A 25922-nucleotide genomic window follows, 5' to 3' on the forward strand; every position below is an offset into this window, starting at 1 on the left:
GGTCGTTCACCATCGGCGTTTCGATCATGTGACCACTATCAATCCGGATAACTATCGAATAAATTTGCGTCTTCGATAGCCGCCGTCCCTTCAACCGCAGCCGCGAGGTTTCCATGTCCCGAGTCGTTACCGTTGCCGCCACCCAGATGGCCTGTTCCTGGGATAGCCAGGCCAACATCGCCAATGCCGACAAGCTGGTGCGTGAGGCTGCCGCCAAGGGCGCGCAGATCATCCTCATCCAGGAGCTGTTCGAGACGCCCTACTTCTGCCAGAAGCCGAATGCCGAATACCTGCAGCTGGCTACACCGGTCGAGCAAAATCCGGCCATCCAGCATTTCCAGAAGGTCGCCGCAGAGCTGCAGGTGGTGCTGCCGATCAGCTTCTTCGAGCTCGCCGGCCGCGCACGCTTCAACTCCATCGCCATCATCGATGCCGACGGCAAGCTGCTCGGCGTCTACCGCAAGAGCCACATTCCGGACGGCCCTGGCTATCACGAGAAGTACTACTTCAACCCGGGCGACACCGGTTTCAAGGTGTGGAACACCCGCTACGCCAAGATCGGCGTGGCCATCTGCTGGGATCAGTGGTTCCCCGAGACCGCACGCAGCATGGCGCTGATGGGCGCCGAACTGCTGTTCTACCCGACCGCCATCGGCAGCGAGCCGCATGACCCGAACATCACCTCGCGCGACCACTGGCAGCGTGTGCAGCAAGGCCATGCCGGCGCCAACCTGATGCCGCTGATCGCCAGCAACCGCATTGGCCGCGAGGAGCAGGACGGCTACGACATCACCTTCTACGGCTCGTCGTTCATCGCCGACCAGTTCGGCGCCAAGGTTGAGGAAATGGACGAAACCAGCGAAGGCGTGCTGGTGCATCAGTTCGATCTCGATCAGCTTGAGCATATCCGCAGCGCCTGGGGCGTGTTCCGCGATCGCCGGCCGAATCTCTACGGCTCAATCAGGACCCTGGACGGCTCGCAGCCGTCCGAGTGAACCGCGCACACGCCGATACGAACTACGGGAAAGGCCTGCCCTTTCCCGTTTCATGAGAGATGCACGATGACCACTCTGACGACCACGCCGCGTACCGATGGCTACTTCATGCCTGCCGAATGGGCGCCGCACAGCCAGACCTGGATGGTCTGGCCGCAACGCCCGGACAACTGGCGTGACAACGGCGCGCCTGCGCAGGCCGCGTTCACCGCTGTCGCCAAGGCCATCGCACGCTTTGAGCCGGTCACCGTCTGCGCCAGCGCCGAGCAGTACCTGGCCGCCCGCGCGGCACTGGACGATCCGCGCATCCGCGTGGTGGAAATCAGCACTGACGATGCCTGGGTGCGCGACACCGGGCCGACCTTCGTTGTCGACAACAACGGTGGCCTGCGCGGCGTGGACTGGACGTTCAACGCCTGGGGCGGTGAAGACGGCGGGCTCTATGCAGACTGGCAGCGCGACGACGAAGTGGCGCGCAAGATCCTCGAGATCGAGTACTGCGATCGTTACCGCACCGAGGGCTTCGTGCTCGAGGGCGGCTCGATCCATGTCGACGGCGAAGGCACGCTGATCACCACCGAGGAGTGCCTGCTCAATCGCAACCGCAACCCGCATTTGTCCCGCGAGCAGATCGAGGCGGTGCTGCGCAAGCATCTGGCGGTCGACGGCATCATCTGGCTACCGCACGGCCTGTTCAACGATGAAACCGATGGCCACGTCGACAACTTCTGCTGCTTCGTGCGCCCGGGCGAAGTGCTGCTGGCCTGGACCGACGACGCGAACGACCCCAACTTCGAGCGCTGTCAGGCGGCCATGGCCGTGCTGCAGACCACTCGCGACGCCAGGGGCCGCACGCTGACCGTGCACAAGATGCCAATCCCCGGCCCGCTTCACGCGAGCGCCGAAGAGTGCGCCGGCGTCGTCGCGCTGGATGGCAGCCAGCCGCGCGACCCGTCGATCCGCCTGGCCGGCAGCTACGTGAACTTTCTCATCGTCAACGGCGGCATCATTGCCCCGGCCTTTGGTGGCCCGCTGGACGCCGAAGCCGAGCGCATCCTGACGCAGGTCTTTCCGGAGCATCAGGTGGTGATGGTACCGGGCCGCGAGATCCTGCTCGGCGGCGGCAACATCCACTGCATCACCCAGCAGCAACCGGCGCCGCTGGCGCGCTGATCCGCGCTGCATCGAAACCCGATGCCTGCTTCAGGCACGAGGAGGCCCGATGGAGTTTCTGGTAAATCTGGACGTCGACGATCTTGAGCGGGCCGTCGATTTCTACCAGTCGGTGTTCGACCTTCGTGAGGGTCGCCGCCTCGGCAGCTTCGCGGTGGAAATGCTCGGTGGCCCGACACCGATCTATCTATTGCTCAAGGACGCGGGCAGCGCCGCAACCCCGGGAGAGGCCCAGCAGCGCAGCTACGAGCGGCACTGGACACCGATCCACCTGGATTTCGTCGTCGAAGATATCGAGGCCGCGACAGCAAGGGCTGTAGCCCACGGCGCGCGATTGGAGCAGCCGATAGCAACCAAGGCTGGGCACATGCTCGCGCTGATGGCCGATCCATTCGGCCATGGCTTCTGCCTGCTGCAGTTCGTTGGTCAGGGTTACGATGAGTTGGCGATCTAAAGCGCAGACCGGGCAGCTTTCAGCCCGGTCTGGTCAGCCGTAGCTCAGCCGATAATTACCTGATTCTTGCCCAGGCGCTTGGCGGTATACATCGCCGCGTCGGCACGGGCGAATACCGTGCTCAGCTCGGGATCGCTGGCCTTGAGGTAGGTCAGGCCCAAACTGGCCGTAACCCGGAAGCGATCGCCGTTTTCGGCGGTGAACACCACGCGCTCGATTTCGCGTTGCAGGCGCTCGGCGATTTGCTCGGCCAAGTCCGGCTGACAGCCAGGCAGCACAGCGGCGAATTCCTCACCGCCGATGCGCCCGAACAGATCGCTCTGGCGCAGAACGGAGGCCCCGCAACGGGCGACTTTCTGCAGCACCTGATCGCCCATCTGGTGCCCGTGGGTGTCATTGATGCGCTTGAAGTCATCGATATCCAGTAGCAGGAAGCCCAGGGGTGAAGCGAACTGCCGGGCGCGCTCGAATTCGGCACGGGCACACTCGAAGAAGTGCCGGCGGTTGCTGCTCTGGGTCAGCACATCGGTCGTCGCCAGGCGCTGCAACTCGCCTTCGAGTTGCTTCTTCTCGGTGATGTCCTCGGCGATGCCGACGATGATCGGCCCCTGGCCATGCTCGGCCTTGCGTCCGATGAAGCACTTGTCGCTCAGCCAGCGCAGTTGCCCGTCGCCACGAATGATGCGGTACTCACGGGTTTCCACCGCGCCCTCGTCGAGCACGGCGAGCATGCTCTTCTGGGCATATTCGACGTCGTCTGGATAGATCGCGTTGCGCCACTCGCCGTAATCGGCCAGCAACAGGGCCGGTGAACGGCCGAAGATGCGCTCATAGGCCGGGCTGACGTAGATCATCCGTTGCGCCTGCCAGTCGAAGGCCCAGAGCACCGCATTGACGCCGCCCAGCAACGTACTGAAGAGCTGCTCTCGCTCGCCCAGACGCGCTGCCTCTGCCCGCGCGTGCATCAGCGCAAGCAAAGTCTGCGCATCCCCGCCGCCCGGCAGCATTCTCATTCCCGAATCACCCTGATTGCTTGCCAGCCGCATAGCCTTCTTCCTGAAACGACCGCTGCGCAGGGCAGCGGTACTGCATAGAGTAAAGAATGCTGTTCAGAGGGGCGCCAGGCCGCAAAGTTCCGGGCGCCGCTGCGCCCGGTGCTTGAGCTGATCGAAGGTCAAACAGGGGCGACGGACGGGCGCAGCGAGTAGGTCCGCAGATGTTCGGCAAATTCGCGCAGCGACTGGATGCCGCTGGCTTCGGCCTCGGTGACCCACTGTTTGATGGCGGCAAGCATGTCGTGGCTGTTGGAACTGGTTCGCGTCCAGATCTGCTGCAGTGCCAGGCGCTTTTCGTAGATCACCTTGAGTGCCTGACTTTGCTCCAGCATGACGTCGATATGCGCCTGTTGCTCCTCCTGCAGCAGGCTTGGCTCGCGCGATAGCAGGCGCTTGGCGCGACGCAACTGGTGACGCAGGGTGGCGTCGGCACGGCCGATTTCCTGGCGCACCAGAGGCAGGATGACCAACTTGCGGTACTGCGCCATGATCTGGAAGCGGTTGTTGAGGATTGCCATGGCGCTGTCCATATCCAGCAGCTGCTTGCCTTCGATGCGGTGAGCGATGGGTGCGGTGCGGTTCACCTTGGCCAGCCCGAACAGGCTGAACAGACGTATCCAGGCCCAGCCCATGTCGAACTCCCACTTGCGTACCGATAGCTTGGCGGAGTTGGGATAGGTGTGGTGATTGTTGTGCAGCTCTTCGCCGCCAATGATGATGCCCCAGGGCACCAGATTGGTCGCCGCGTCGCGACACTCGAAGTTGCGGTAGCCGACCGCGTGACCGAGGCCATTGACCACACCGGCGGCCCAGAACGGAATCCAGATCATCTGCACGGCCCAGATGCTCAGGCCGACGACGCCGAACAGTGCCAGATCGATCAGCAGCATCAGCACGATGCCGGCATTGGGAAAGCGCGAATACAGGTTGCGCTCGATCCAGTCGTCCGGGCAGTTCTTGCCGTAGATACGCAGCGTCTCCTCGTTCTTCGCCTCCTCCATGTACAGCTCGGCGCCTTTGCGCACCACCGTGCTCAAACCCTTGTGAACAGGGCTGTGAGGGTCATCCGGGGTTTCGCATTTGGCGTGGTGTTTGCGGTGGATGGCGGTCCATTCGCGAGTGTTCATCGCCGTGGTCAGCCACAGCCAGAAGCGGAAGAAGTGCTTGAGCGCTGAATGCAGCTCGAGCGAGCGATGCGCCGAATAGCGATGCAGGTAAACCGTGACGCTGACGATGGTGACGTGAGTCAGCAACAGCGTGGTCGCGATGAGCTGCCAGACGGAAAGGTCGAGTAAACCGGTGTGCCACATAGTATCGGGTGCCTCTTGAATAGGTGTGCGGCAACGAGGCTTTCGCCAGCGTGAGCCTTCCTGCAGCCTAACATCACCCTGTGGGGAGTCTAGAAACTCGGCTGACCGACCGTCTAAAAGCTGGTGATTTTTTAGCCAGATTCGGCTGAAATCTCTACGTTTTTCAGACCTGAGTTTGCATCGAATTCACATCATGTCAGCAAGACTCGCTATCGACTGTGCTGGCATAGCGCTATCATCGTTTTCTTTTCGCTCTGGAAAGTTGTGGCTCATGCAAACGTCGTGCGTCGGGTACCGCTCTGCGCAGCCTCAATGCAGCGTACTGCCAGGCCACGTCGAGCGCTGCATTTCAGGCTATGGCCGGCCCGCTGATGAGTAACGCCGGCATCTCGACCCCCCACCGGATCTTCGCCCTTGGCAGCCTGCTACTGGTGCTGCTGTTTGGCGGTCTGGCCTTCAATGATTTTCGCGCCCGCGACGCGGCTTGGCATCTGGAAATCGAAAACCATGGTGAGCTGCAGAGCATGGCGCTGCAGAGTGCGCAGGTAAGTCAGCGTCGACAGGCCGATATGGTCGCCGCAGCCTTGGCCGGAAATGCCGAACTCCTGCGCCATGTTCGTCAGATCGATACTGCCCTGCGCGATGGACTGACGCTGGACGATCCGCAAGTCCAATTGCTGCGCCAGCGGCTGCGCACGACGCTGACACCGGCCTGGAGCGCCATGCAGCGCCACCAGGCCCTGCAGCTGCAGGTTTTCTGGGGCGAAGCCGGAATTGCTCTGCTGCGCATGCAGCAACCGGAACGTTTCGGCGATGCTGCCGCAACGCAGCGGCCGTTGCTGCAGCGTGTGCTCGACGAGGGTGTCGGGCAGTTCGGCATGGAGGTCGACGACCGGGGCGTCAGCAGTCGCGCCATCATTGCGCTGCGGGCAGCAGATGATCCTTCCAGCGACGTCATTGGCGCCCTGGAGGTTGGCTATAACGTGCTTCCGGAGTTGCCTGATCTCAGCGATCAACTCGCCGCTGGGTTGGCCTTGATCGTCAATCGCGATGCCGTGCATGCCGCTCAGCGTACGCCGCCCAGTGGCGTCCAGATGAGCGGTGACGGGCGCTGGCTGCTGATCGGCCACTCGGCGACGCAGATCCTGCACTGGTCACAGACGGGCATGCTGCCGGAGCCGGAAAGCGGCCCGGCCTCGCGCTTGCTCAGCGCTGACGGGCGCACTTACATGCTCAACCAGATTCCGCTTCACGGTGAGCGTCAGGCCGCGCCATCGCGGCCACTGCTGGCGGCGGCGCTGGTCTGGCGTGATATCAGCGCCATGCAGCGTGAACATCAGCAGGCCGAGCGTCGGCTGTTGATCAAATGGGGCCTGGCCTGGCTGGTCGTCGAAGCGCTGTTGCTAATGCTGGCGTTCCTGCTGCAGCGACGGGCCAGCGTGCAGCAGCAGTATCAGTTCGCTCAACAGCAGCAAGGCCGTCGGCGCCAGCGGCTGTTGGATCGGGCGCAGAAGATTGCCAGCCTGCTGCCAGGCGTGGTGTTTCAGCTCAAGCGCTTCCCCAGTGGTCGCTACGCCTTCCTATACGCCAGCGAAGGTGCGCGGGAGCTATACGGTATCGACCCGCAGCGGTTGCTCGAGGATGCGCCCCAAGCACTGGCTCATGTTCATCCCGATGACCTGCCTCGCCTGAAGGTCACATTGCTGCGCTTGGCAGCCGATCCGGGCACCGGCGCGGTCGAATTTCGCATTCAGCATCCGCAGCGCGGCCTGCTCTGGGCCGAAGGCCGTGCGACGGCCGAAAGGCTGCCCGACGGAACGGTGCTGTGGCATGGCTTCGTCACCGAAATCACGGAGCTGATGGAGGCAACCCGTGCGCTGCAGAAGAGCGAGAGCCGCTTCCGCGCCATGGTTGGCAACCTGCCGGGCGTGGTCTACCGCTGTCGCAACGATGGTCGCCGGCGCATGAGCTACCTCAGCGACGGCATCGAACGCCTGACCGGCTATCCGGCCAGCGATTTCGTCGGCGACCGCGTGCGCAGCTTCGCCAGCCTGATCCACGCCGACGACTTGCCGCTGGCCCGACAACATCCCGAGCAGGATACGTTCGAGAGTATCTACCGGCTCACCAACGCCGAGGGCCGCACCGTGTATGTGCGCGAGAAAGCCCGCGTGCTGCACGAGCGCGACGACCCGGTCGGCTGGTGCGACGGCTTCATCTGGGACGTCACCGACCAGGCATTGGCCAAGGAGGAGATGCTGCAGCGCGAGCGTTACCTGAGCATGCTGATCGACAACGTGATCGACGCCATCATCATCATCGACGCGCGCGGTGTCATCGAGACCTTCAACCACGCCGCCGAGCAGATTTTCGGCTACAGCAGCGAGGAAATGATCGGTCGCAACCTGTCGATGCTCATGCCCGAACCCGACCGCGGGGCCCATGACGGCTATCTCGAGGCCTACGATCGCCGCGGCGTTTCCCACGCACTGGAACAGAACCGCGAGCTCACCGCCCTGCGCCGCACCGGCGAAACCTTCACCATCGAGCTGCGGGTTTCGCAGATCAGCCACCACGGCGAGCGCAAGTTCATCGGGCTGGTGCGCGACATCACCGAGCGCAAACGCATCGAGCGGATGAAAAGCGAGCTGGTGTCCATCGTCAGTCATGAGCTGCGCACGCCATTGACCTCGATTTCCGGCGCGCTCGGTCTGATCGTCGGTGGCGCCTTGGGCGAGCCATCGCCCGCCATGCTGCAGATGCTGAGCATCGCCCATCAGAACAGCCAGCGCCTGGGCCGTTTGGTGGACGACCTGCTGGATATGGACAAGCTCGTCGCCGGCAAGATGACGCTCGAGCTGCGCGAGCATTCGGTGGCATCACAGCTGCAGCTGGCTATGGGGGCCAATCATGCGTATGCGGCCACGCTCGGCGTGTACTTGGAGCTGCTGCCAATGCCCGAGCTGCAGCTGATAGCAGACGACGACCGGTTACAGCAGGTACTGGCCAATCTCATCTCCAATGCGGTCAAATTCTCGCCTGAAGGCGGCACCGTCTCGCTCGGCGCGCAATGCCGCGGCGACTGGGTGCGGATCAGCGTGCGTGATCAGGGCCCGGGCATCGCGCCCGAATTCCACACACGGATATTCCAGAAGTTTTCCCAGGCCGACTCGTCTGATACGCGGCAGAAAGGCGGTACCGGGCTAGGCCTGGCCATCAGCAAGGAGCTGATCGAACACATGCATGGCCACATCGGCTTCGATTCCGAACCCGGCCATGGCGCCTGTTTCTGGTGTGAGCTACCGCTCGCGTCGGCGGCCAGCGAACAACCCTGATGCTTCCGTTGTTGCGGACGCGCATGCAAACCGACCCACGGAGACACAATGGCCGAGCTCAGGCGCATCCTTCACGTTGAAGACGACCCATCGATTCAGGCGGTGACCAAACTCGCCCTGGAAGCTATTGGCGGTTACCAAGTGCTGTCCTGCTCCTCCGGCGCACAGGCGCTGGAAGAGGTCGAAGCCTTCGCCCCCGATTTCATCCTGCTGGACGTGATGATGCCGGGTATGGATGGCCCGCAGACGCTGCTCAAGCTGCGTGAACGGATCGACCTCGAGCAGATTCCGGTAACATTCATGACGGCCAAGGTTCAGCCGAGTGAGATCGAGCATCTGCGCAAGCTCGGTGCGCGCGACGTGATCGTCAAGCCATTCGATCCGATGCTGCTGGCCGAGCAGATTCGCAGCATCTGGCTTGCTGGCCGATACTAGCCAGACGCCGATGTCCAGTCGCGACTCGCCGTCCGACCTGGCCAACATTCACTGAACCAGCAAGGCACCGACGATGGAGTCACCGCAAGCAAGCCCAGCGTCGACGCCATTCTCCGCCCAGCCCCGCGAGCTTTCGCGCCTGGCGGCATTGCTGCGCTACGAGATCCTCGATACGCCCGAAGAGAGCATTTTCGACGATTTCACCGAGCTGGCTGCGCAGATATGCGACACGCCCATTGCGCTGATCTCGCTGGTCGACGACCGGCGCCAGTGGTTCAAGAGTCGCGTCGGCCTGGATGTCTGCGAAACCCCACGGGAGATTTCCTTCTGTACCCACACCATCCTCGGTGAGGCGATCTTCGAGGTCCCGGATACGCTGCAGGACGCACGGTTCAGCGCTAACCCACTGGTCATCGGCGACCCGAAAATTCGTTTTTATGCCGGGGCACCGCTGACCTCGCCGGACGGTTACAACCTCGGCACGCTTTGTGTGATCGACCGTCGCCCAAGACAGCTTAGTGCGGGGCAACGCGAAACGCTTGAGCGTCTTGCCCGCCAGGTCATTCGGTTGTTCGAGCAGCACTTACTGGCGCACCGTCATGCCGAGCAGGCAGCCCTGCAGCAGGCCATTTTCGACAGCGCATCCAGCGCCGTGCTGGTGACGCGCCCGGACGGCGTCATCACCAGTGTCAACCCCACTGCAGAGCGCCTGCTCGGCTACAGCGAACAGGCGCTGGTCGGCCATCCGCTGACCGTAGCGCTGTTCAACCCGGAAACCCTGCAGCGCCGCGCAGCAATCCTTTCCAGCGAACTGCAGGTGCCGATCACGGCCGATTTCGCCGTGCTCGCCGCTCCGCTTCACCGCGGCCGGCGGGAGATGTCCGAGTGGCGGCTGCGTCATCGCAACGGCGCCGAGGTGCCTGTGCTGCTCGGTGTTTCCGCGATTCATGACGAGCAGGAGCTGCTGCGTGGCTATCTGGTCAATGCGTACGATCTGGCCTATCAGGAGCAATTGCAGCTGCGCCTGCAGCAGATCGCCGCGCAGGTGCCGGGTATGCTCTTCCAGTTCCACTGGCGCCCCGATGGGGCGGCCTGCTTTCCCTATGTCAGCGAAGGCGTCGAGCAGATCTACGGGCTTAGCCCAGGGCAGCTGGCCAGCAGCTTCGCGCCCATCGTCGGGCGCGTGCACGCACTCGATCGCAGCACCCTGCTGAGCAGCATCCGCAAGGCCGCCGCCGAGCTCACGCCGTGGCACAGCGAGCACCGCGTCGACCACCCACGCAAGGGCCTGATCTGGGTCGAGGCGCGCGCCACACCGCTGCGCCAGGTCGATGGCTCGGTGCTCTGGCACGGTTTCGTCACCGACATCACCGCACGCAAGGCCGAGCAGCTGGAGCTGGACAAGCAGCAGGAAATGAACCGGCGTCTGCTCGAAGCGTTGAGCGAGGCGGTGATCGCCTGCGACGCCGAGGGCAATCTGACCCTGTTCAACGAGAAGGCCAAGCAATGGCACGGCGCCGATGCCGCGCCGGTGTCACCGGACGAATGGGCCAGCCATTACCAGCTGTACCGGGCCGATGGCGTCACGCCGCTGCAGCCGGAAGAGATCCCGCTGCGCCGCGCCCTTGGCGGCGAACACGTGATCGATCACGAGATGGTCCTGCTCAGCCAGGGCACGCCGCGCCATGTGCTGTCCAACGCCGATCCGCTGTACACCTCCGATGGCCAGCTGCTGGGCGCTGTCGCCGTGCTGCACGACATCACCGAGCGCAAGCGCATCGAGCGTCTGCAGCGCGAATTCATCTCCACGGTCAGCCACGAGCTGCGCACGCCGCTGACCTCCATCACCGGCGCGCTGGCGCTGGTCTGCTCCAATGTCATGGGCGAGGTTCCCGGGCAGATGCGCGAGCTGCTGGACATCGCCCAGCAGAACAGCCAGCGCCTCGGGGCACTGATCGACGACCTGCTGGACATGGACAAGCTGCACGCCGGCAAGATGCGCTTCGACCTGCTCGAGCAGCCGCTACTGCCGCAGCTGGAGCTGGCCCTGCGCAGTAATGGCAGCTACGCCGAACGCCATGGCGTGCAGCTGCGCCTGGGCGACTGCCCGGCGGTGCAGGTGGAAATCGACGCCATGCGCCTGCAGCAGGTGCTGAGCAACCTGCTGTCGAACGCCGCGAAGTTTTCGCCGCCCGGCGAGCAGGTCGAACTGTCGGCCCGCATGCGTGACGGCCATGTGCGGGTCAGCGTCCGAGACCGGGGCCCAGGGATTTCCGACGAATTCCGTGAACGGGTATTCCAGAAGTTCGCCCAGGCCGATTCGGCCGACAGCCGCCAGCAGGGCGGCACCGGCCTCGGTCTGGCGATCAGCAAGGAGCTGATCGAGCACATGGGCGGACAGATCGGCTTCGAATCCGCACCCGGCCAGGGCGCCTGCTTCTGGTTCGAGCTGCCCGTCCGGGGCGAGACCAAGGAGAGTTCGTGAACAGACAGCTCAAGCGCATCCTGCACGTCGAGGACGTTCCTTCCATTCAGGTGGTGACGCGCATCGCCCTGGAAAAGATCGGCGGCTTCGAGGTGCTCAGCTGTCCGTCCGGACAGGCGGCCCTGGACCAGGTTCAGGCGTTCGCCCCCGACCTGATCCTGCTCGATGTGATGCTGCCGCAGATGGATGGCATCGAGCTGGTCCGCCAACTCGGCGATCTGGTGGACCTGCAGCAGATTCCGGTGGTCTTTCTCACCGGCCATCTGCAGCCCGAGCGGCTGCAGGAGCTGCGCCAGCTCGGTGTGCGCCAGGTGTTGAACAAACCCTTCGACCCCCTGCAGCTGGCCTCCCAGCTGCAGCAGGTGTGGGAGGCCGAGCATGGATGAGCGTGCCCGCCTGGCGCTGCAGGAACAGCTCACCCAGCTTGAGCAGCAGTTTGGCGAACGCCTGCAGGCGGACCTGGCGGAACTGGCAACGCTCGCCCGTGACCTGCAGCAGACCCGCGCCACCGGCAGTCGCCGCCAGCTGATGCTGAGCGTGCGCGAGCGACTCCATCGCCTGGCGGGCGCGGCCGGGACCTTCGGTTTCGCCAGCCTCGGGGACAACGCCCGGCAGCTCGAACAGCGCGCCGATCGCTGGCTGGACTCGGCCAAGCCCGGCAGTCGCGCCGCCGATGCCTTCGCCGCCGCCCTGCTGCAACTGGCCAGCGAGACACCCGGGCAGGAGCGCGAAGGCGCAGCGGCGCTGCCGGTGCACCACGAAGAGCCGGCGCCGGGCTGCCGCATCTACCTGATGAAGCGCGACCCGATCGCCGCCACCAGCATGGCGGTGACCCTGCGCAACTTCGGCTACATGGTCAGCCAGTGGCATGATTTCGCCGCCCTCGAGCAGGCCCTGGCCAACGAGCTGCCCGATGCGCTGATCGTCGGCATCGAACATGAAGGCGAGTTCGATGCACTGGCGGCGCTGCAGCAGAGCCTGGAGCAACCCCTGCCGCTGCTGGTGATCCACGATCGCAACGACTTCGCCAGCCAGCTGGCCGCGGTGCGCGCCGGTGCCCAGGGCTTCTTCGTCCGCCCGCTGGACATTACCCAGCTGGAAAACAGCCTGGAACGCTGCCTCGACCGCCAGCAGGGCGAGCCCTTCCGTGTGCTGATCGTCGACGACGACGCCGAGCTGGCGGCGCGCTACAGCCTGGTGCTGCGCAACGCGCAGATGCAGGTGCAGACCCTCACCGAACCGACCCGCGTGCTGGACGCCATGCGCAGCTTCAACCCCGAGGTCGTGCTGCTGGACGTCAACATGCCGGAATGCTCGGGCCCGGAGCTGGCGCAGATGATCCGCCTGCATGACGAGTGGCTGCGGGTGACGATCATCTACCTGTCGGCGGAAACCGACACCCACCGGCAGATGGCCGCCCTGCTCAAGGCCGGCGACGATTTCATCACCAAGCCGATCAGCGACAGCGCGCTGGTGGCCGGTGTCTATTCGCATGCCCAGCGTGCCCGCTCGCTGAGCACCGCGCTGGCCCGCGACAGCCTGACCGGCCTGCTCAAGCACGCCGACATCAAGGAACAGCTGGCACTGGAGGTGCAGCGCAGCAGCCGCAGCGGCAAACCGGCAAGCGTGGTGATGCTCGACCTCGACCACTTCAAGCAGGTCACCGACACCTATGGGCACGCCGCCGGCGACAACGTGATCCGCGCCCTGGCCAACCTGCTGCGCCAGCGCCTGCGTCGCATCGATAGCCTCGGCCGCTACGGCGGCGAGGAGTTCGTCGCGGTACTGCCGGAATGCAGCGCGCTGCAGGCCAGGCGCATCTTCGACGAGATCCGCGTGCGCTTCGCCGCCCTGACGTTCAATGCGGGCGACCATCAGGAGTTTCGCGTCACCTTCAGCGCCGGCATCTGCGAAACCGATGAGCACAGCGCCGCCAGCGTCCTGCTGGAGCGCGCCGACCAGGCGCTGTACCTGGCCAAGCACCAGGGCCGTAATCAGGTGCAGGTCGCCGAGCGCTGAGGGCGCTACCGTTCGTCGCGAACCGCTCCGCGTCTGTGGGGTCTGACTATATTCGGGAGTCCCGGTGTTTCCGCTATCGCGCGGCGGCCAGGGTTCCATGCAGTCTCCCCCGCGGAAGGAGTCCGGTTTGCCCGCAAGACTCGCGATCGGTTGGCATTCAATCGCATTCCTGGCTGCGTTCGCGCTGCTCGCCGCCCTTGGCTGGCAGGGCAAGCGGACCCAGGAAACGCTGCTGCAGACCAATCGGGCCGTCAGCCATAGCCTGGAGGTCATCACCTCGGTCCAGGCCATCCTCTCCTCCCTGCAGGACATCGAAACCGGCTCGCGCGGTTTCATCCTGACCGGCGATGCCAGCTACCTCGAACCCTACGAGCGCGGCCTGAATCAGCTGGAGGGCTATCGGCGGAGCCTGGAACAACTGGTCGAAGGCCGCAGCTATCCCGACCAGCGCTGGTTCCGCACGCTGGATGCAACCATCGCCGAACGCCTGCAGGTGGCTGCCGGCAATGTCCAGGCACGCCGCGACGCCGGCCTGCAGGCGGCCGCCGAGCGCTTGCGCGGCGCCGGCGGCAACCTGCTGATGGATCGCCTGCGGGCGCTGCTCAACGCAGTGGAACAACAGGAGCGGCGCGAGCTGAAAGCAGCCAGCAACGCCGTTGCCCAGACGACCGAGCGCGCCCAGCGTCTGGCCCTCATCGGCAGCCTGGTGGTGGTCGCGCTGCTTCTCATCGCCTTCTGGGCGGTACACCGTAATCTGCGCATCCGCCAGCAGCTGGCCGGCGCGGCGCAGGCAGGCGAGGCCCGGCTCGGAGCGCTGCTGCAGGCCATTCCGGATTACCTCTATGCGGTGGACCACCGACAGCAGATATCCAGCCTGGCCGCGGGAACGGCTCGCCGGGCGCCCCAGCCCGCGGCCATCGAACCCCTGCTGCACGACCTGCTCCAGCAGCACGAAGACAGCGGTCTGCGGCAGAACACCTGGTGCTAGGTGCAGACCCGGCGCACCTTCGAGGTTCGCCTGATGCCCACCGGGCTGGGCGACCACCTGGCGATCGCGCGGGACATCAGCGAGCTGCAGCGCAGCCGTGACAGCCTCCACGACCAGCAGTTGTTCCTGCGCCGGGTGGTGGACACCGACGACAACCTCATCTTCGTCCGCGACGCCCAGGGCCGCTTCCTGCTCTGCAACACCGCGCTCTCCGCCCTGCTCGACGTGCGTCCGCAGGATATCGAGCAGCGCCACCCCGACGAGGTGGCTTCCGCTCGCCTGCTGCGACCGCTGCTGCTGGGCGACGACGAACTGGCGGCCCTGGCGAGCGGCAGCGGGGAGCTGCGCACCACCGAGGTCGCCCTGACCGACGCCCACGGCACCGAGCATTGGTTCCAGGTGGTCAAGCGACCGCTGCGCATCTCCGCGCGCACCTGCCATGTGGTCACGGTGGCGGTGGACGTCTCCCTGCGCCGGCGCATGGAGCAGATGAAGACCGAATTCATCTCCACCGTCAGCCACGAGCTACGTACCCCGCTGACCGCCATTCGCGGCGCGCTCGGCATGCTGATCGGCGGTATTGCCGGGCAGCTCAGCGACGAGGCCCGTCCGCTGCTGACCATTGCTCACAAGAACAGCGAGCGGCTGGTGCGCCTGATCAACGACATCCTCGATATCGAGAAGCTGGAAGCGGGCCGCCTGGCGTTCAACCTGGGCCGACACGACGTGTGGCCGCTCGTCCAGCAGGCGCTGTCGGACATCACGCCGTACGGGCAGGACTACGGCGTCACCCTGGAATTCCTCGACCCCCCCGAGCTGGCCTCCAGTGAAGCAACCCTCGACCCTGACCGCTTCGCTCAGGTGATGGCCAATCTACTGTCCAACGCGATCAAGCATTCCCCCGCCGGCGGACGCGTGACGGTCGACCTGCGACGCAGCGGCGAAAGGCTCGAGATCGGGGTGCAGGATCGCGGACCCGGCATACCGGAAGCCTTCCGCTCGCGCATCTTCGAGCGCTTCGCCCAGGCCGATTCGTCCGATGCCCGTCAGCGCGGCGGTACCGGGCTGGGGCTGGCCATTACCCGCTCGCTGGTCCAGCAGATGAACGGCAAGATCGGCTTCGATTGCCAGCCGGACCAGGGCACGCGCTTCTGGCTGCAGCTGCCGCTGGAGGAACACGCCCAGCCGCTCCAGCCGCAGGCACCGGCGCAGCCACTCAGCCTCGGCTCGGCGCCGCAGCAGACGCCCCTTATTTTGATCCTCGAACCCGACTGCCACGCCGCCGAGCAGCTGGCCGAGGCGCTGCACCAGCACGGCTATGCCACGCTGATCGCCCATGCTGCCGCCGAAGCACGCGAACTGCTCGGCCAGCACCGTGTCCAGGCGCTGACCCTCAGCCCGGCGCTGGACGATGAGAACAGCGTGGCCTTCCTGCAGAGCCTGCGCAGCCAACACCACTACCGCAACCTGCCGGTGCTGATCGTCAGCGTGCAGCCGCAGCGCCGGGATGAGGATGACGGCCTGCTGCGCGGCGGTGCGGTAGGCGTGATCGACTGGCTGCACAAGCCGATCGACCCTTCCCGCGTCATGGAGGTAATTCGCGCCTGCCTGCAGCTCGGCGGGTCGAAACCGCGCATCCTGCACGTGGAGGACGACGACGACCTGCGCGTGCTGCTGGCCAGGCAGATCGCCATGCTCGACGTCGAGCTGGCCGGCGCCGCCACCCTGCAGGAGGCGCGTCAGCTGATCAGCGCGCAGCCCTTCGATCTCGCCATCATCGACCTGATGCTGCCCGACGGCGACGGCACCGAGCTGTTCGACCAGCTGGCGCAGAGCATTCCGCCCCCACCGGTGATCATCTTTTCCGCGCTCGACACCCCAATCCAGGACAACCGCCTGGCGCTGCGCCAGCTGGTCAAGTCCCGTCACGACGGCGACGAGCTGGCCAGGCTGATTCAGCACCTGTTGCAGCACTGGCCACCGGGCCACACTCACTCTGACGAGGTTCATGCATGAGCGAATCCGCCAGCAAGCGCATCCTCATGGTGGAAGACGAAGAAGACATCGCCTTCCTCATCCGTTACATGCTCGAACGCCACGGTTTCGTCGTCGACCATGCCGCCGATGGCCGCCAGGCGCTCGACCACTTCGCCCAGGCCGCCCCACCGGACCTGACCCTGATGGACATCATGCTGCCCTATCACGACGGCCTGGAGTTGATCGAACGGCTACGGGCACAGGCCGGCTGGGAAAGCGTGCCGGTGCTGATGCTGACCGCCAAGGCACGCGAGGTGGATATCGTCCGCGCGCTGGAACTGGGCGCCGACGACTACGTGACCAAACCCTTCCAGCCGGAGGAACTGCTGGCACGCATTCGTCGCTTGCTGAGGGGGCGCCGGTGAAGCGCGCGCTGCTGCTGCTTGCCCTGGCGATACCCTGCACCACGGCTTTGGCGGATATCGCCACGGCCGAGCGACAGGTGCAGGCGCAGCAACTGGACGCTGCCGAAGCGACCCTGCGCGCACACCTGGCGCAGCACCCGGAAGACGCCGACGCGCAGTTCCTGCTGGCCCGGGTGTTGAGCTGGCAGGGCCGGCCGGAACAGGCCTTGCCGATCTACCAGCGCTTGCTGCGCCAGCAGCCGGACAATGCCGACTACCTGCTCGGCGAGGGCCAGGCACTGCTCTGGGCCGGGCGCCCGCAACGCGCGCTGGCGTCGTTGGAACGGGCCGCCAGGATCGCGCCGGACTACGCCGAGGTGCAGCAGGTGATCCAGCAGGCACGCGCCGCGCTGACCGTGCCCACCACGGCGACCGCCCCGCTACCCGTGACGGCCGCCGCGACCAAGCGCCGTCACGAGCTGGAGATCTCGGCGCGTCAGGACTGGCTGGACAGCGGCTTCGACAACTGGCGCAGCCAGCGCCTGGATTACACCTCGACCCGGCCGGAAAGCCTTGGCTGGTACGGTGCGCTGCTGCGTGAGCAGCGCTTCGGCGAATGGGACGAAGGCGTCGAGGCCGGCGCGGTGATTCCGCTCGACGACAACTGGACGCTGCAGCCGGAGGTCGGCTATCAGCCTTCACCCTATTTCCTGCCCGAGTGGCATGCCGATCTGCGCCTGCAACGGCGCCTGCCGGACGGCTACCTCGGTGCCGTCAGCGTTCGCCGCACCGAGTACGAGACCACCCGCGTCGACCGCCTCGCGCTGAGCGCCGAGCGTTACTGGAACGCCTGGCGCGCCGGCTACACCCTGAACGTGACCGACGTGGCCAACGCCGGCACGCCGATCGGCCACGATCTGGCGCTGGACTACTACTACCGGGGGCTGAGCTACGCCGGCCTGCGCCTGACCGTGGGCGAGGAAGAAGCGGTGGAAGAGCAGCAGCTGATCACCAGCGACGTGCGCGCCATCAGCCTGCAGGGCCGCCACTGGTTCGACAGCCGCTGGGCGCTGAGCTGGGAAGTCGGCTATCACCAGCAGGGCAGCTACTACGACCGACAGTGGCTGCAGATCGGCCTGCGCCATGCGTTCTGACCTGCTGACCGGCTGCCCTCCCTGGCTGTGCGAGGCGCCCGCTCGGCTCTGGCTGCACGTCTGGCCGGAAGACCGCATGTTGCAGCTGGCGCTGTACTGCGCCTTCGGCCTCGGGGCGCTGACGCTGCTGGTGCTGCTGCAGGTGCTGCTGCTCGGCGAACTGTCGCGCCGGCGAGCGGTGCGCCGGCAGCAGTTCAACGAACAGTGGCGCCCCTACTTCGCCCTCTGCAGCCTCAGCGATGACGTGCCGACATCCCACGCGTCGCTGCCGCGGCGGCATCAGCTCTGGTTTCTGCTGCAGTGGAACCGCACCCAGCTGCAGTTGCGCGGCGCCGCCCGCGAGCGCATGAACCGCGCACTGGTCGCCCTGGGGATGGATCGTCAGGCGCTGCTCCTGTTACGGGGGCGGGTGCGAAGCAAGCTGATCGGCCTCACCTGCCTGCGCCATCTGGCCGACCCTACCCATTGGGACGCGGTGCAGCCGCTATTGCTCAGCCGCAACGCCATCGTCGCCCTGGCCGCCGCGCAGACGCTGGTGGCCATGGACCCGGCAAAGGCCATGCAGCTGATCCTGCCGGCGGCGGTGGAACGCCCCGACTGGGCGTTGCCGCGCCTGGTCAGCCTGTGCCAGCAGGCCGGCGAGCAGGCAGTGACCACGCCGCTACTGATCGTGCTGTCCAGCTCGCCAGACCCGCGCCGCGAGCGACTGGTCGGCCTGCTGGTGCATGGCGACCCGCGCCATGCCGCGCCCTGGGCGCGGGCACGGCTGGACCAGGGGGCGCCTGTCGAGCAGCTGCAGGTGGCGCTGCGCTGCCTCAGCGAGCTTGGCGACCCACGCGACCGCCCGCGCCTGCTGCGCGCCCTCGGCCACGAGCAGGAGGGCGTACGCCTGGCCGCCCTGCTGGCGCTGCACAAGCAGGCACGTCGGGAAGACAGCGAGCTGTTCCTGCCGCTGCTCGCCGACCGCAGCTGGTGGGTGCGCCAGGCCGCCGCCGACAGCCTGGCGACGTTGCCCGGCGCATCCCCGGACGCGCTGCAGCAGCTGCTCGAGCAGGTGCACGACCGCTACGGCAGGGACGCCCTGCGCCGGGCCATCGCGGAGGTGCGCCGGTGACGGTCGACTGGCTGTGGTGGCTGCAGGTCGCCTTCATCCTCTATTTCCTGCTGCTCAACGGCATGTACCTGCTGCTCAACCTGCTGTCGATGGGCAGCCTGATGGGTTACATCCGCCAGCGCGCAGAAACCGGCGAGCTGGCGCCTTATCTCGGCGTCGAACCGCCGGTGTCGGTGCTCATGCCGGCCTTCAACGAAGAGGCGACGATCCGCACCTCGGTGCGCTCGATGCTGCAGCTGCAGTACCCCGAATTCGAGATCGTGGTGATCAACGACGGTTCGAAGGACCGCACCCTGGCCGTGCTCATCGAGGAATTCGACCTGGTGCCGCACCCCGAGCCGTTGCGCCAGGCCGTCGCCCACCAGCCGGTGCAGGCCATCTATCGCTCGCGCCGCTACGCCAATCTGCGGGTGGTGGACAAGGCCAACGGCGGCAAGGCCGATGCGCTGAATGCCGGTATCAATGCCGCGCGCTACGGCCTGTTCTGCGGTGTCGACGCTGACTCGATCCTGCAGCGCGACAGCCTGTTGCGCGTGGTGCAGCCCTTCCTCGAAGACGAGCGCACCATTGCCGCCGGCGGCACCGTGCGCATCGCCAACGGCTCGCAGGTGCGTGGCGGCTTTCTTATCCAGGCCGGGTTGCCCCGCAACTGGCTGGCGCGTTTCCAGATCGTCGAATACCTGCGTGCGTTTCTCTTCGGCCGTCTCGGCTGGTCGCCGCTCAATGCCGTGCTGATCATCTCCGGGGCCTTCGGCCTGTTCGACCGCGAACGGGTGATGGCGGTCGGCGGCTATCGCACCGATACCGTCGGCGAGGACATGGAACTGGTGGTGCGGCTGCACCGCTATCACCGCGAAAGACGCATCCCATACCGCATTCGTTACCTGCCCGATCCGATCTGCTGGACCGAATGCCCGGAAGACCTCGGCACCCTCGGCCGCCAGCGCAGCCGCTGGCAACGCGGCCTGGCCGAAAGCCTGAGCCGGCATGCGCGGCTGGCCTTCAGCCTGCGTGGCGGTACGCCGGGCTGGTTGGCCTGGCCGTTCATGGCACTGTTCGAGTGGATCGGCCCGCTGATCGAACTGGTCGGCTACGGCTTCATGCTCGGGGGCTTTGCCTTTGGTGCGGTGTCCTACGCCGCGCTGGCAGCCTTCCTGCTGGTGGCGATCGGCATGGGCATCCTGCTGTCGGTCAACGGCCTGCTGCTGGAGACCATGTCGTTCCGCGTCTACAGCCGCCGACGTGACATGCTGCAGCTGTTTCTGATGGCCGTGCTGGAGAACTTCGGCTACCGCCAGCTGAATACCGTCTGGCGCTGCCGCGGGCTCTGGCAATGGTTCTCGCGACGCAAGCACCACTGGGGCGCAATGCGTCGCAGCGGGCAGTGGGGGCAAAGCTAGCTGAACGCTCAAAAAACCGTAGGGTGGATCACGCTTCATCGATCCACCATGGCCGTGCAACAAGGTGGATGTAAAAAGCGACATCCACCCTACGGATGCCGTCAGAGCTGAATCCAGGTCGCCTTGAGCTCGGTGTACTTGTCGAAGGCATGCAGTGACTTGTCGCGACCGTTGCCGGACTGCTTGAAGCCGCCGAACGGCGCGGTCATGTCGCCGCCGTCGTACTGATTGACCCACACGCTGCCGGCGCGCAACGCCCGCGCGGTGCGGTGTGCCTTGGACAGGTCAGCGGTCCACACGGCCGCAGCGAGGCCGTAGGGCGTGTCGTTGGCGATCGCCACCGCTTCCTCGGCGCTGTCGAAGGTGATCACCGACAGCACCGGGCCGAAGATTTCCTCCTGAGCGATCTTCATCGCATTGTCGACGCCATCGAAGATGGTCGGCTCGACGTACAGCCCGCCGGTTTCCTCCAGCGTACGCTGACCGCCGATCAGCACCTGCGCCCCCGCCTCACGCCCGGCGTCGATGTAGCCGAGCACGGTATTCAGCTGCTGGGTATCCACCAGCGCGCCGACGTTGGTCGCCGGGTCCAGTGGATTGCCCGGTTTCCAGCCCTTGAGCGCCTCGACCACCATGGGCAGGAAGCGCTCCCTGATCGATCGCTCCACCAGCAGCCGTGAGCCGGCGGTGCAGACCTCGCCCTGGTTGAAAGCAATGGCGCCGGCCGCGGCTTGCGCTGCCGCCTGCAGATCGGGCGCGTCGGCGAAGACGATGTTCGGGCTCTTGCCGCCCGCCTCCAGCCAGACGCGCTTCATGTTCGACTCGCCGGCATAGATCATCAGCTGCTTGGCTACGCGGGTGGAGCCGGTGAAGACCAGGGTATCGACGTCCATGTGCAGCGCCAGCGCCTTGCCGACGGTGTGGCCGTAGCCCGGCAGAACATTCAGTACGCCGGCCGGAATGCCGGCGTCGATCGCCAGCTGGGCGATGCGGATGGCCGTCAGCGGCGACTTCTCGGAGGGCTTGAGCACCACCGAGTTGCCTGTGGCCAGCGCCGGGCCGAGCTTCCAGCAGGCCATCATCAGGGGGAAATTCCACGGCACGATGGCCGCCACCAAGCCGACCGGCTCGCGGGTGACCAGGCCGAGCTGGTCATGGGGCGTAGCCGCTACCTCGTCGTAGATCTTGTCGATCGCCTCGCCGCTCCAGCGCAGCGCCCGCGCGGCACCGGGAATGTCCACCGCCTGCGAGTCGCCGATCGGCTTGCCCATGTCGAGGGTCTCCAGCAGGGCCAGTTCCTCGCGGTTCGCTTCCAGCAGATCGGCGAAGCGGATCAGCACCGCCTTGCGCTTGGCCGGCGCCAGCTTCGCCCAGCTGCCTGCCTCGAATGCGGCACGGGCGCTGGCCACTGCACGCTCGGCATCGGCCTGGTCGCAGCTCGCGACCTGGGCCAGCACTCGCCCGTCCACCGGGCTGATGCAGTCGAACTGGCCTCCGTCCGCCGCGGCGCAATACTCACCCTGGATAAAGGCGCGACCTTCGATGTGCAGGTCGCGGGCACGCTGTTGCCAGTCGGCGAGGGTCAGGGTGGGCATGGTGCATCCTCTCTAGTCAGGTCTTCGGGCTGTGGAAAAGGCACCCTAAACCAGCGGCGCGGACCCTATCAATATTTTTTACGAACGGCCGGTCAATCGCCTTGTTTTGTTCGTTTTATTAAACATAGACTCGATGAAAACCCTGCGGCTCGCCGTCGCAGCATAGCCGCTCGCCACCCGGAGCCAGCCCCATGTCACAGGATTTCCATCCCAACGCCTCGCCCGATCACTTCTGGATGCCCTTCACCGCCAACCGCCAGTTCAAGGCCACGCCGCGCCTGCTGGAGAGCGCCGAGGGCATGTATTACACGGCGAGCGACGGCCGCCAGGTACTCGACGGCACGGCCGGGCTCTGGTGCTGCAATGCCGGCCATGGCCGACGCGAGATCAGCGAAGCGGTGAGCAAGCAGATCGCCAAGATGGACTTCGCGCCGACCTTTCAGATGGGCCATCCGCTACCTTTCGAGCTGGCCGAGAAACTCGCCGCCATCAGCCCCGAAGGACTGAACCGGGTGTTCTTCACCAACTCCGGATCGGAGTCGGCGGATACCGCGCTGAAGATCGCCCTGGCCTATCAGCGCGCCATCGGTCAGGGCTCGCGTACGCGGCTGATCGGCCGCGAGCTGGCCTATCACGGCGTCGGTTTCGGCGGCATGTCGGTGGGTGGCATGGCCAACAACCGCCGCGCCTTCGGCCCGATGCTGCCGGGTGTCGATCACCTGCCGCATACCCTCGATCTGCAGCGCAACGCCTTCAGCAAGGGCCTGCCGCAGCATGGCGTGGAGCGCGCCGATGAGCTGGAGCGGCTGGTGACGCTGCATGGTGCGGAGAACATCGCCGCGGTGATCGTCGAGCCAATGTCCGGCTCGGCCGGGGTGATCCTGCCGCCAGTTGGCTATCTGCAGCGGCTGCGTGAGATCACTTCCAAACACGGCATCCTGCTGATCTTCGATGAGGTCATCACCGGCTTCGGCCGTGTCGGCGAGGCCTTCGCCGCGCAGCGCTGGGGCGTCACGCCGGACATCCTCACCTGCGCCAAGGGTCTGACCAACGGCGCGATCCCCATGGGGGCGGTACTGGTCGCCGACCACCTGTTCGATGCCTTCATGAAGGGCCCGGAAAGCGTCATCGAGTTCTTCCACGGTTACACCTATTCCGGGCACCCGGTGGCCTGCGCGGCGGCGCTGGCAACGCAGGAGATCTATCAGCAGGAAAACCTGTTCCAGAAGGCCATCGACCTGGAGCCCTACTGGCAGGAAGCGCTTTTCAGCCTGCGCGACCTCCCCAACGTGATCGATATCCGCACGGTCGGGCTGGTCGCGGGTATCCAGTTCGCCGCCCATGCCGATGGCGTCGGCAAGCGCGGTTACGAAGTGTTCCGCGAGTGTTTCGAGAAGGGGCTGCTGGTACGCGCCAGCGGCGACACCATTGCGCTGTCGCCGGCGCTGATCGTCGAGAAGGCCGAGATCGACCAGATGATGGAGCTGCTCGCCGACGGCATCCGCAAGGCGGGCTGAGGCTCACTTGTGAGGAGGCATCGTCCCGCAACGCTCGCATGCTGCAGGTTTGCACAAAACCGAAAGGCTTGTGTCGCAGTGATGCCTCCCGCTCAATAAATAGCCTGCGCCAACCACTCATCGTGGGAGGCGCCCCTCGCGGCGATGCAGGCCGCAGGTCTGCCCGTGAAGCGAGGGGTCAGCCGAAGCGGCCGCAAAACGTCACAGCGACTCCAGACAGTCGGCGAGGGTGTCGCCGAGGCCTTCGAGCAAGCGCTCGTAACCCTTGGCGTCCGTCGGCAGGCCGACGCCCAATATGTCCAGTTCCGCCATCTTCACCGGCAGGCCGGCGGTCAGCGTTTCGGCCAGACGCGGTCGTGCTGGCGGTTCGCTGAACACGCAGCTCGGCCCGGCCTGCTGCAGGCGCTCGCGCATCGCCGCGACGTGGCGTGCACCCGGCTGAGCCTCGCCGCCGGCGCTGAACACGCCAGCGTGGCGCAGGCCGTACGCGGCTTCGAAGTAGTCGTAGGCTTCGTGGAAGACGAAGAATGGTTTGTTCTGCACCTTGGCGAAGCGCTGCTTCAGATGCGCATCGAGCGCCGCGATGCGCTGAGCGAAAATCGCCGTATTGGCGTGATACTGCTCTGCGTTCGCCGGATCGGCTGCAGCCAGATCCTCCGCCATGCGCTCGGCGATCACCAGAGCGTTGGCGGGCAACAGCCACAGGTGCGCATCCAGTGAACCAGGGCGATGGTCGTGATCGTGCTCGTCGGCGTGAGCGGAATGGTCATGCTCGTCATGATCATGACCTTCATGCGTGCCGTGGTCGTCATGGCCGTGCTCGTCGTGATCGTTCTCAGCATGGACATGCGCATCGCCGAAGCGGCGCAGGGTCAGCTTCGGCAGGTCCTGCACCGCCACGGTCGTGCCTTCGCGAGCGCTCAGCGCACGCGGCAGGAAGCTCTCCAGATCAGGGCCGATCCAGTAGAACAGCTCGGCATCGCGCAGCCGCCGTACGTCGGACGGGCGCAGCGAGTAATGGTGCGCCGAAGCGCTGGCCGGCAGCAGCACATCGGGTTCGCCTACGCCGTCTTGTACCGCTGCGGCGATCAGCTGCAGCGGCTTGATGCTGGTCAGTACACGGACTTCAGCCTGGGCAGAGGCGGCGCCAGCGAGCAGCGCCGCCAGCAACGGAAGGGAGCAAAGACGATTCACGGGCATCACTCGAACGGAAAGAATTGGTACATAATAACGTCTCTCCCCTTACACGTCGCCGCCCATGTCCAAGACTCCACTGGCCTGCACGCCCCACGACCACGACCACTGCGTCAGCCATGCGTTGGCCGAAGCCGACAGCCTTTGCGCACGCCAGGGCGTACGCCTGACCGCCTTGCGCAAGCGCGTGCTGGAGCTGGTCTGGCAAAGCCACAGGCCGCTCGGCGCCTACGACATTCTCGCCGTGCTGAGCGAGCAGGATGGCCGTCGTGCAGCGCCGCCCACCGTTTACCGTGCGCTGGATTTCCTGCTGGAAAACGGCCTGGTGCATCGCATCGCGTCGCTCAATGCCTTCATGGGTTGCAACCACCCGGAGCATCCGCACCAGGGCCAGTTCCTCATCTGCCGCAATTGCCACACCGCCATCGAGCTTGAGCAGCCGGCCATCGCCGCCGCCATCGACAGCGCCGCCGGCAGCGTCGGTTTTGCCGTCGAGGGCCAGACCGTGGAAGTCGTCGGGCTCTGCTCGAACTGCCGGAAAGCCGCATGAGCGAAGTGCTGCTGAGGCTGGATGACATCCACGTGCGCTTTGCCAATCAGAACGTGCTGGAAGGCGCGCAACTGCAGGTGCATCGCGGCGAGATCGTCACCCTGATCGGCCCTAACGGCGCTGGCAAGACCACCCTGGTGCGTGCCGTGCTCGGTTTGCTCAAACCCGATCAGGGGCAGGTCTGGCGCAAGCCGAAGCTGCGTGTCGGCTACATGCCGCAGAAGCTGCACGTCGATCCCACCCTGCCCTTGTCGGTACTGCGCTTTCTGCGCCTGGTCCCCGGCGTCGACCGCGTCCGCGCCCTCGCAGCGCTGGGTGAAGTCGGTGCCGAACACGTCATCGACAGCCCGCTGCAGAAGATTTCCGGCGGCGAAATGCAGCGTGTGCTGCTCGCCCGCGCCCTGCTGCGCGAACCGGAGCTGCTGGTGCTGGACGAACCGGTGCAGGGTGTCGACGTTTCCGGCCAGGCCGAGCTGTACAGGCTGATCGGCGTGCTGCGCGACCGCTATGGCTGCGGCGTGCTGATGGTCTCCCACGACCTGCACCTGGTGATGAGCGCTACGGATCAGGTGGTCTGCCTGAACCGGCACGTCTGCTGCTCGGGGCATCCGGAGCAGGTCAGCAGCGACCCGGCCTTCGTCGAGCTGTTCGGCCAGGATGCGCGCAGCCTGGCGATCTACCACCATCAGCACGATCACAGCCACGACCTGCACGGCAGCGTGGTGATCGGCAAACCCCACGTCCACGGCCCGAACTGCAAGCACTGAC

The 25922-nt window shown here is 65.7% G+C and carries 19 protein-coding genes and 1 pseudogene; 16 read left to right on the forward strand and 4 right to left on the reverse strand.

Annotated elements, in window-relative coordinates:
• The first annotated feature begins 113 nt into the window (after positions 1–113).
• From aguB to AAEZ08_RS07470, 3 genes are all read left to right on the forward strand, one after another.
• Positions 114–995 (forward strand): N-carbamoylputrescine amidase, encoded by an 882-nt coding sequence (aguB, locus tag AAEZ08_RS07460; protein WP_003282373.1) that lies wholly within the window; start codon positions 114–116, stop codon positions 993–995.
• Between the two features lie 66 nt (positions 996–1061).
• On the forward strand, positions 1062–2168 hold the full coding sequence (gene aguA, locus AAEZ08_RS07465) for an agmatine deiminase (protein ID WP_500124000.1): 1107 nt from the start codon (positions 1062–1064) through the stop codon (positions 2166–2168).
• Between the two features lie 49 nt (positions 2169–2217).
• On the forward strand, positions 2218–2622 hold the full coding sequence (locus tag AAEZ08_RS07470; RefSeq protein WP_003282377.1) for a VOC family protein: 405 nt from the start codon (positions 2218–2220) through the stop codon (positions 2620–2622).
• A gap of 44 nt (positions 2623–2666) precedes the next feature.
• On the opposite strand, the gene AAEZ08_RS07475 is transcribed toward AAEZ08_RS07470, so the two are convergent.
• Both AAEZ08_RS07475 and desA read right to left on the reverse strand, forming a co-directional pair.
• The gene (locus AAEZ08_RS07475) at positions 2667–3668 is read right to left on the reverse strand and encodes a GGDEF domain-containing protein (protein WP_058063266.1); all 1002 of its coding nucleotides are present in this window, start codon (positions 3666–3668) and stop codon (positions 2667–2669) included.
• 128 nt (positions 3669–3796) lie between these two features.
• The gene (desA, locus tag AAEZ08_RS07480; RefSeq protein ID WP_125023975.1) at positions 3797–4987 is read right to left on the reverse strand and encodes a delta-9 fatty acid desaturase DesA; all 1191 of its coding nucleotides are present in this window, start codon (positions 4985–4987) and stop codon (positions 3797–3799) included.
• A gap of 356 nt (positions 4988–5343) precedes the next feature.
• Between desA and AAEZ08_RS07485 the strand changes: the two genes are divergently transcribed.
• The 10 genes and pseudogenes from AAEZ08_RS07485 to AAEZ08_RS07530 all read left to right on the forward strand — a co-directional run bounded on the left by AAEZ08_RS07485 (position 5344) and on the right by AAEZ08_RS07530 (position 20298).
• Positions 5344–8322: a PAS domain S-box protein gene (locus AAEZ08_RS07485; RefSeq protein ID WP_058063268.1), complete on the forward strand. Its 2979-nt coding sequence runs from the start codon at positions 5344–5346 to the stop codon at positions 8320–8322.
• A 48-nt stretch (positions 8323–8370) separates the two neighbouring features.
• On the forward strand, positions 8371–8757 hold the full coding sequence (locus AAEZ08_RS07490) for a response regulator (protein WP_058063269.1): 387 nt from the start codon (positions 8371–8373) through the stop codon (positions 8755–8757).
• Positions 8758–8830: 73 nt separating this feature from the next.
• Positions 8831–11242, forward strand: a complete 2412-nt coding sequence (locus AAEZ08_RS07495) for a PAS domain S-box protein (RefSeq protein ID WP_500124001.1) — start codon at positions 8831–8833, stop codon at positions 11240–11242.
• Positions 11239–11628 carry a response regulator gene (locus AAEZ08_RS07500; protein WP_003282388.1) on the forward strand — a complete coding sequence of 130 codons (390 nt, stop codon included), beginning with the start codon at positions 11239–11241 and terminating at the stop codon, positions 11626–11628. The genes AAEZ08_RS07495 and AAEZ08_RS07500 overlap by 4 nt, the downstream gene beginning before the upstream one ends.
• Positions 11621–13261, forward strand: a complete 1641-nt coding sequence (locus AAEZ08_RS07505) for a diguanylate cyclase (RefSeq protein WP_500124002.1) — start codon at positions 11621–11623, stop codon at positions 13259–13261. Before AAEZ08_RS07500 ends, AAEZ08_RS07505 begins: the two co-directional genes overlap by 8 nt.
• Positions 13262–13388: 127 nt before the next feature.
• Positions 13389–16265: pseudogene (locus AAEZ08_RS07510) on the forward strand (CHASE3 domain-containing protein).
• Positions 16262–16651 (forward strand): response regulator transcription factor, encoded by a 390-nt coding sequence (locus AAEZ08_RS07515; RefSeq protein ID WP_011911301.1) that lies wholly within the window; start codon positions 16262–16264, stop codon positions 16649–16651. The pseudogene AAEZ08_RS07510 and the gene AAEZ08_RS07515 overlap by 4 nt, the downstream one beginning before the upstream one ends.
• Positions 16648–17784 carry a YaiO family outer membrane beta-barrel protein gene (locus AAEZ08_RS07520; protein ID WP_279646714.1) on the forward strand — a complete coding sequence of 379 codons (1137 nt, stop codon included), beginning with the start codon at positions 16648–16650 and terminating at the stop codon, positions 17782–17784. The genes AAEZ08_RS07515 and AAEZ08_RS07520 overlap by 4 nt, the downstream gene beginning before the upstream one ends.
• Positions 17774–18898: a HEAT repeat domain-containing protein gene (locus AAEZ08_RS07525; RefSeq protein ID WP_017245987.1), complete on the forward strand. Its 1125-nt coding sequence runs from the start codon at positions 17774–17776 to the stop codon at positions 18896–18898. Before AAEZ08_RS07520 ends, AAEZ08_RS07525 begins: the two co-directional genes overlap by 11 nt.
• Entirely contained in the window at positions 18895–20298 is a 1404-nt protein-coding gene (locus tag AAEZ08_RS07530; RefSeq protein WP_500124003.1) for a glycosyltransferase family 2 protein, read from the forward strand. The genes AAEZ08_RS07525 and AAEZ08_RS07530 overlap by 4 nt, the downstream gene beginning before the upstream one ends.
• Before the next feature lie 101 nt (positions 20299–20399).
• Here the strand turns inward: AAEZ08_RS07530 and AAEZ08_RS07535 are convergent, their stop codons facing one another.
• Positions 20400–21893: an aldehyde dehydrogenase gene (locus tag AAEZ08_RS07535; protein WP_500124004.1), complete on the reverse strand. Its 1494-nt coding sequence runs from the start codon at positions 21891–21893 to the stop codon at positions 20400–20402.
• A 191-nt stretch (positions 21894–22084) separates the two neighbouring features.
• Here AAEZ08_RS07535 and aptA point away from each other — a divergent pair, with 191 nt between their 5' ends.
• Positions 22085–23410, forward strand: a complete 1326-nt coding sequence (aptA, locus tag AAEZ08_RS07540) for an omega-aminotransferase AptA (RefSeq protein WP_125023987.1) — start codon at positions 22085–22087, stop codon at positions 23408–23410.
• Between the two features lie 201 nt (positions 23411–23611).
• Here aptA and znuA read toward each other — a convergent pair whose 3' ends face one another.
• A complete protein-coding gene (gene znuA, locus AAEZ08_RS07545; RefSeq protein ID WP_500124005.1) occupies positions 23612–24604 on the reverse strand; it encodes a zinc ABC transporter substrate-binding protein ZnuA in 993 nt (330 codons plus the stop codon).
• Positions 24605–24668: 64 nt separating this feature from the next.
• On the opposite strand from znuA, the gene zur reads away from it, so the two are divergent.
• Positions 24669–25154 carry a zinc uptake transcriptional repressor Zur gene (gene zur, locus AAEZ08_RS07550; protein ID WP_003282403.1) on the forward strand — a complete coding sequence of 162 codons (486 nt, stop codon included), beginning with the start codon at positions 24669–24671 and terminating at the stop codon, positions 25152–25154.
• On the forward strand, positions 25151–25921 hold the full coding sequence (znuC, locus tag AAEZ08_RS07555) for a zinc ABC transporter ATP-binding protein ZnuC (protein WP_102821285.1): 771 nt from the start codon (positions 25151–25153) through the stop codon (positions 25919–25921). The genes zur and znuC overlap by 4 nt, the downstream gene beginning before the upstream one ends.
• Position 25922: the final 1 nt, after the last annotated feature.

It is taken from the genome of Pseudomonas sp. E45-MNA-CIBAN-0222 (assembly GCF_040310405.1).
GTDB classification, from domain to species: Bacteria; Pseudomonadota; Gammaproteobacteria; order Pseudomonadales; family Pseudomonadaceae; genus Stutzerimonas; species Stutzerimonas stutzeri_AC.

What these genes read in the sequence shown, in the direction of transcription:
- aguB (WP_003282373.1), top strand. Translation starts at nt 114, where the DNA reads ATGTCCCGAGTCGTTACCGTTGCCGCCACCCAGATGGCCTGTTCCTGG.
- aguA (WP_500124000.1), top strand. Translation starts at nt 1,062, where the DNA reads ATGACCACTCTGACGACCACGCCGCGTACCGATGGCTACTTCATGCCT.
- AAEZ08_RS07470 (WP_003282377.1), top strand. Translation starts at nt 2,218, where the DNA reads ATGGAGTTTCTGGTAAATCTGGACGTCGACGATCTTGAGCGGGCCGTC.
- AAEZ08_RS07475 (WP_058063266.1), bottom strand. Translation starts at nt 3,668, where the DNA reads ATGCGGCTGGCAAGCAATCAGGGTGATTCGGGAATGAGAATGCTGCCG.
- desA (WP_125023975.1), bottom strand. Translation starts at nt 4,987, where the DNA reads ATGTGGCACACCGGTTTACTCGACCTTTCCGTCTGGCAGCTCATCGCG.
- AAEZ08_RS07485 (WP_058063268.1), top strand. Translation starts at nt 5,344, where the DNA reads ATGGCCGGCCCGCTGATGAGTAACGCCGGCATCTCGACCCCCCACCGG.
- AAEZ08_RS07490 (WP_058063269.1), top strand. Translation starts at nt 8,371, where the DNA reads ATGGCCGAGCTCAGGCGCATCCTTCACGTTGAAGACGACCCATCGATT.
- AAEZ08_RS07495 (WP_500124001.1), top strand. Translation starts at nt 8,831, where the DNA reads ATGGAGTCACCGCAAGCAAGCCCAGCGTCGACGCCATTCTCCGCCCAG.
- AAEZ08_RS07505 (WP_500124002.1), top strand. Translation starts at nt 11,621, where the DNA reads ATGGATGAGCGTGCCCGCCTGGCGCTGCAGGAACAGCTCACCCAGCTT.
- AAEZ08_RS07515 (WP_011911301.1), top strand. Translation starts at nt 16,262, where the DNA reads ATGAGCGAATCCGCCAGCAAGCGCATCCTCATGGTGGAAGACGAAGAA.
- AAEZ08_RS07525 (WP_017245987.1), top strand. Translation starts at nt 17,774, where the DNA reads ATGCGTTCTGACCTGCTGACCGGCTGCCCTCCCTGGCTGTGCGAGGCG.
- AAEZ08_RS07535 (WP_500124004.1), bottom strand. Translation starts at nt 21,893, where the DNA reads ATGCCCACCCTGACCCTCGCCGACTGGCAACAGCGTGCCCGCGACCTG.
- aptA (WP_125023987.1), top strand. Translation starts at nt 22,085, where the DNA reads ATGTCACAGGATTTCCATCCCAACGCCTCGCCCGATCACTTCTGGATG.
- zur (WP_003282403.1), top strand. Translation starts at nt 24,669, where the DNA reads ATGTCCAAGACTCCACTGGCCTGCACGCCCCACGACCACGACCACTGC.
- znuC (WP_102821285.1), top strand. Translation starts at nt 25,151, where the DNA reads ATGAGCGAAGTGCTGCTGAGGCTGGATGACATCCACGTGCGCTTTGCC.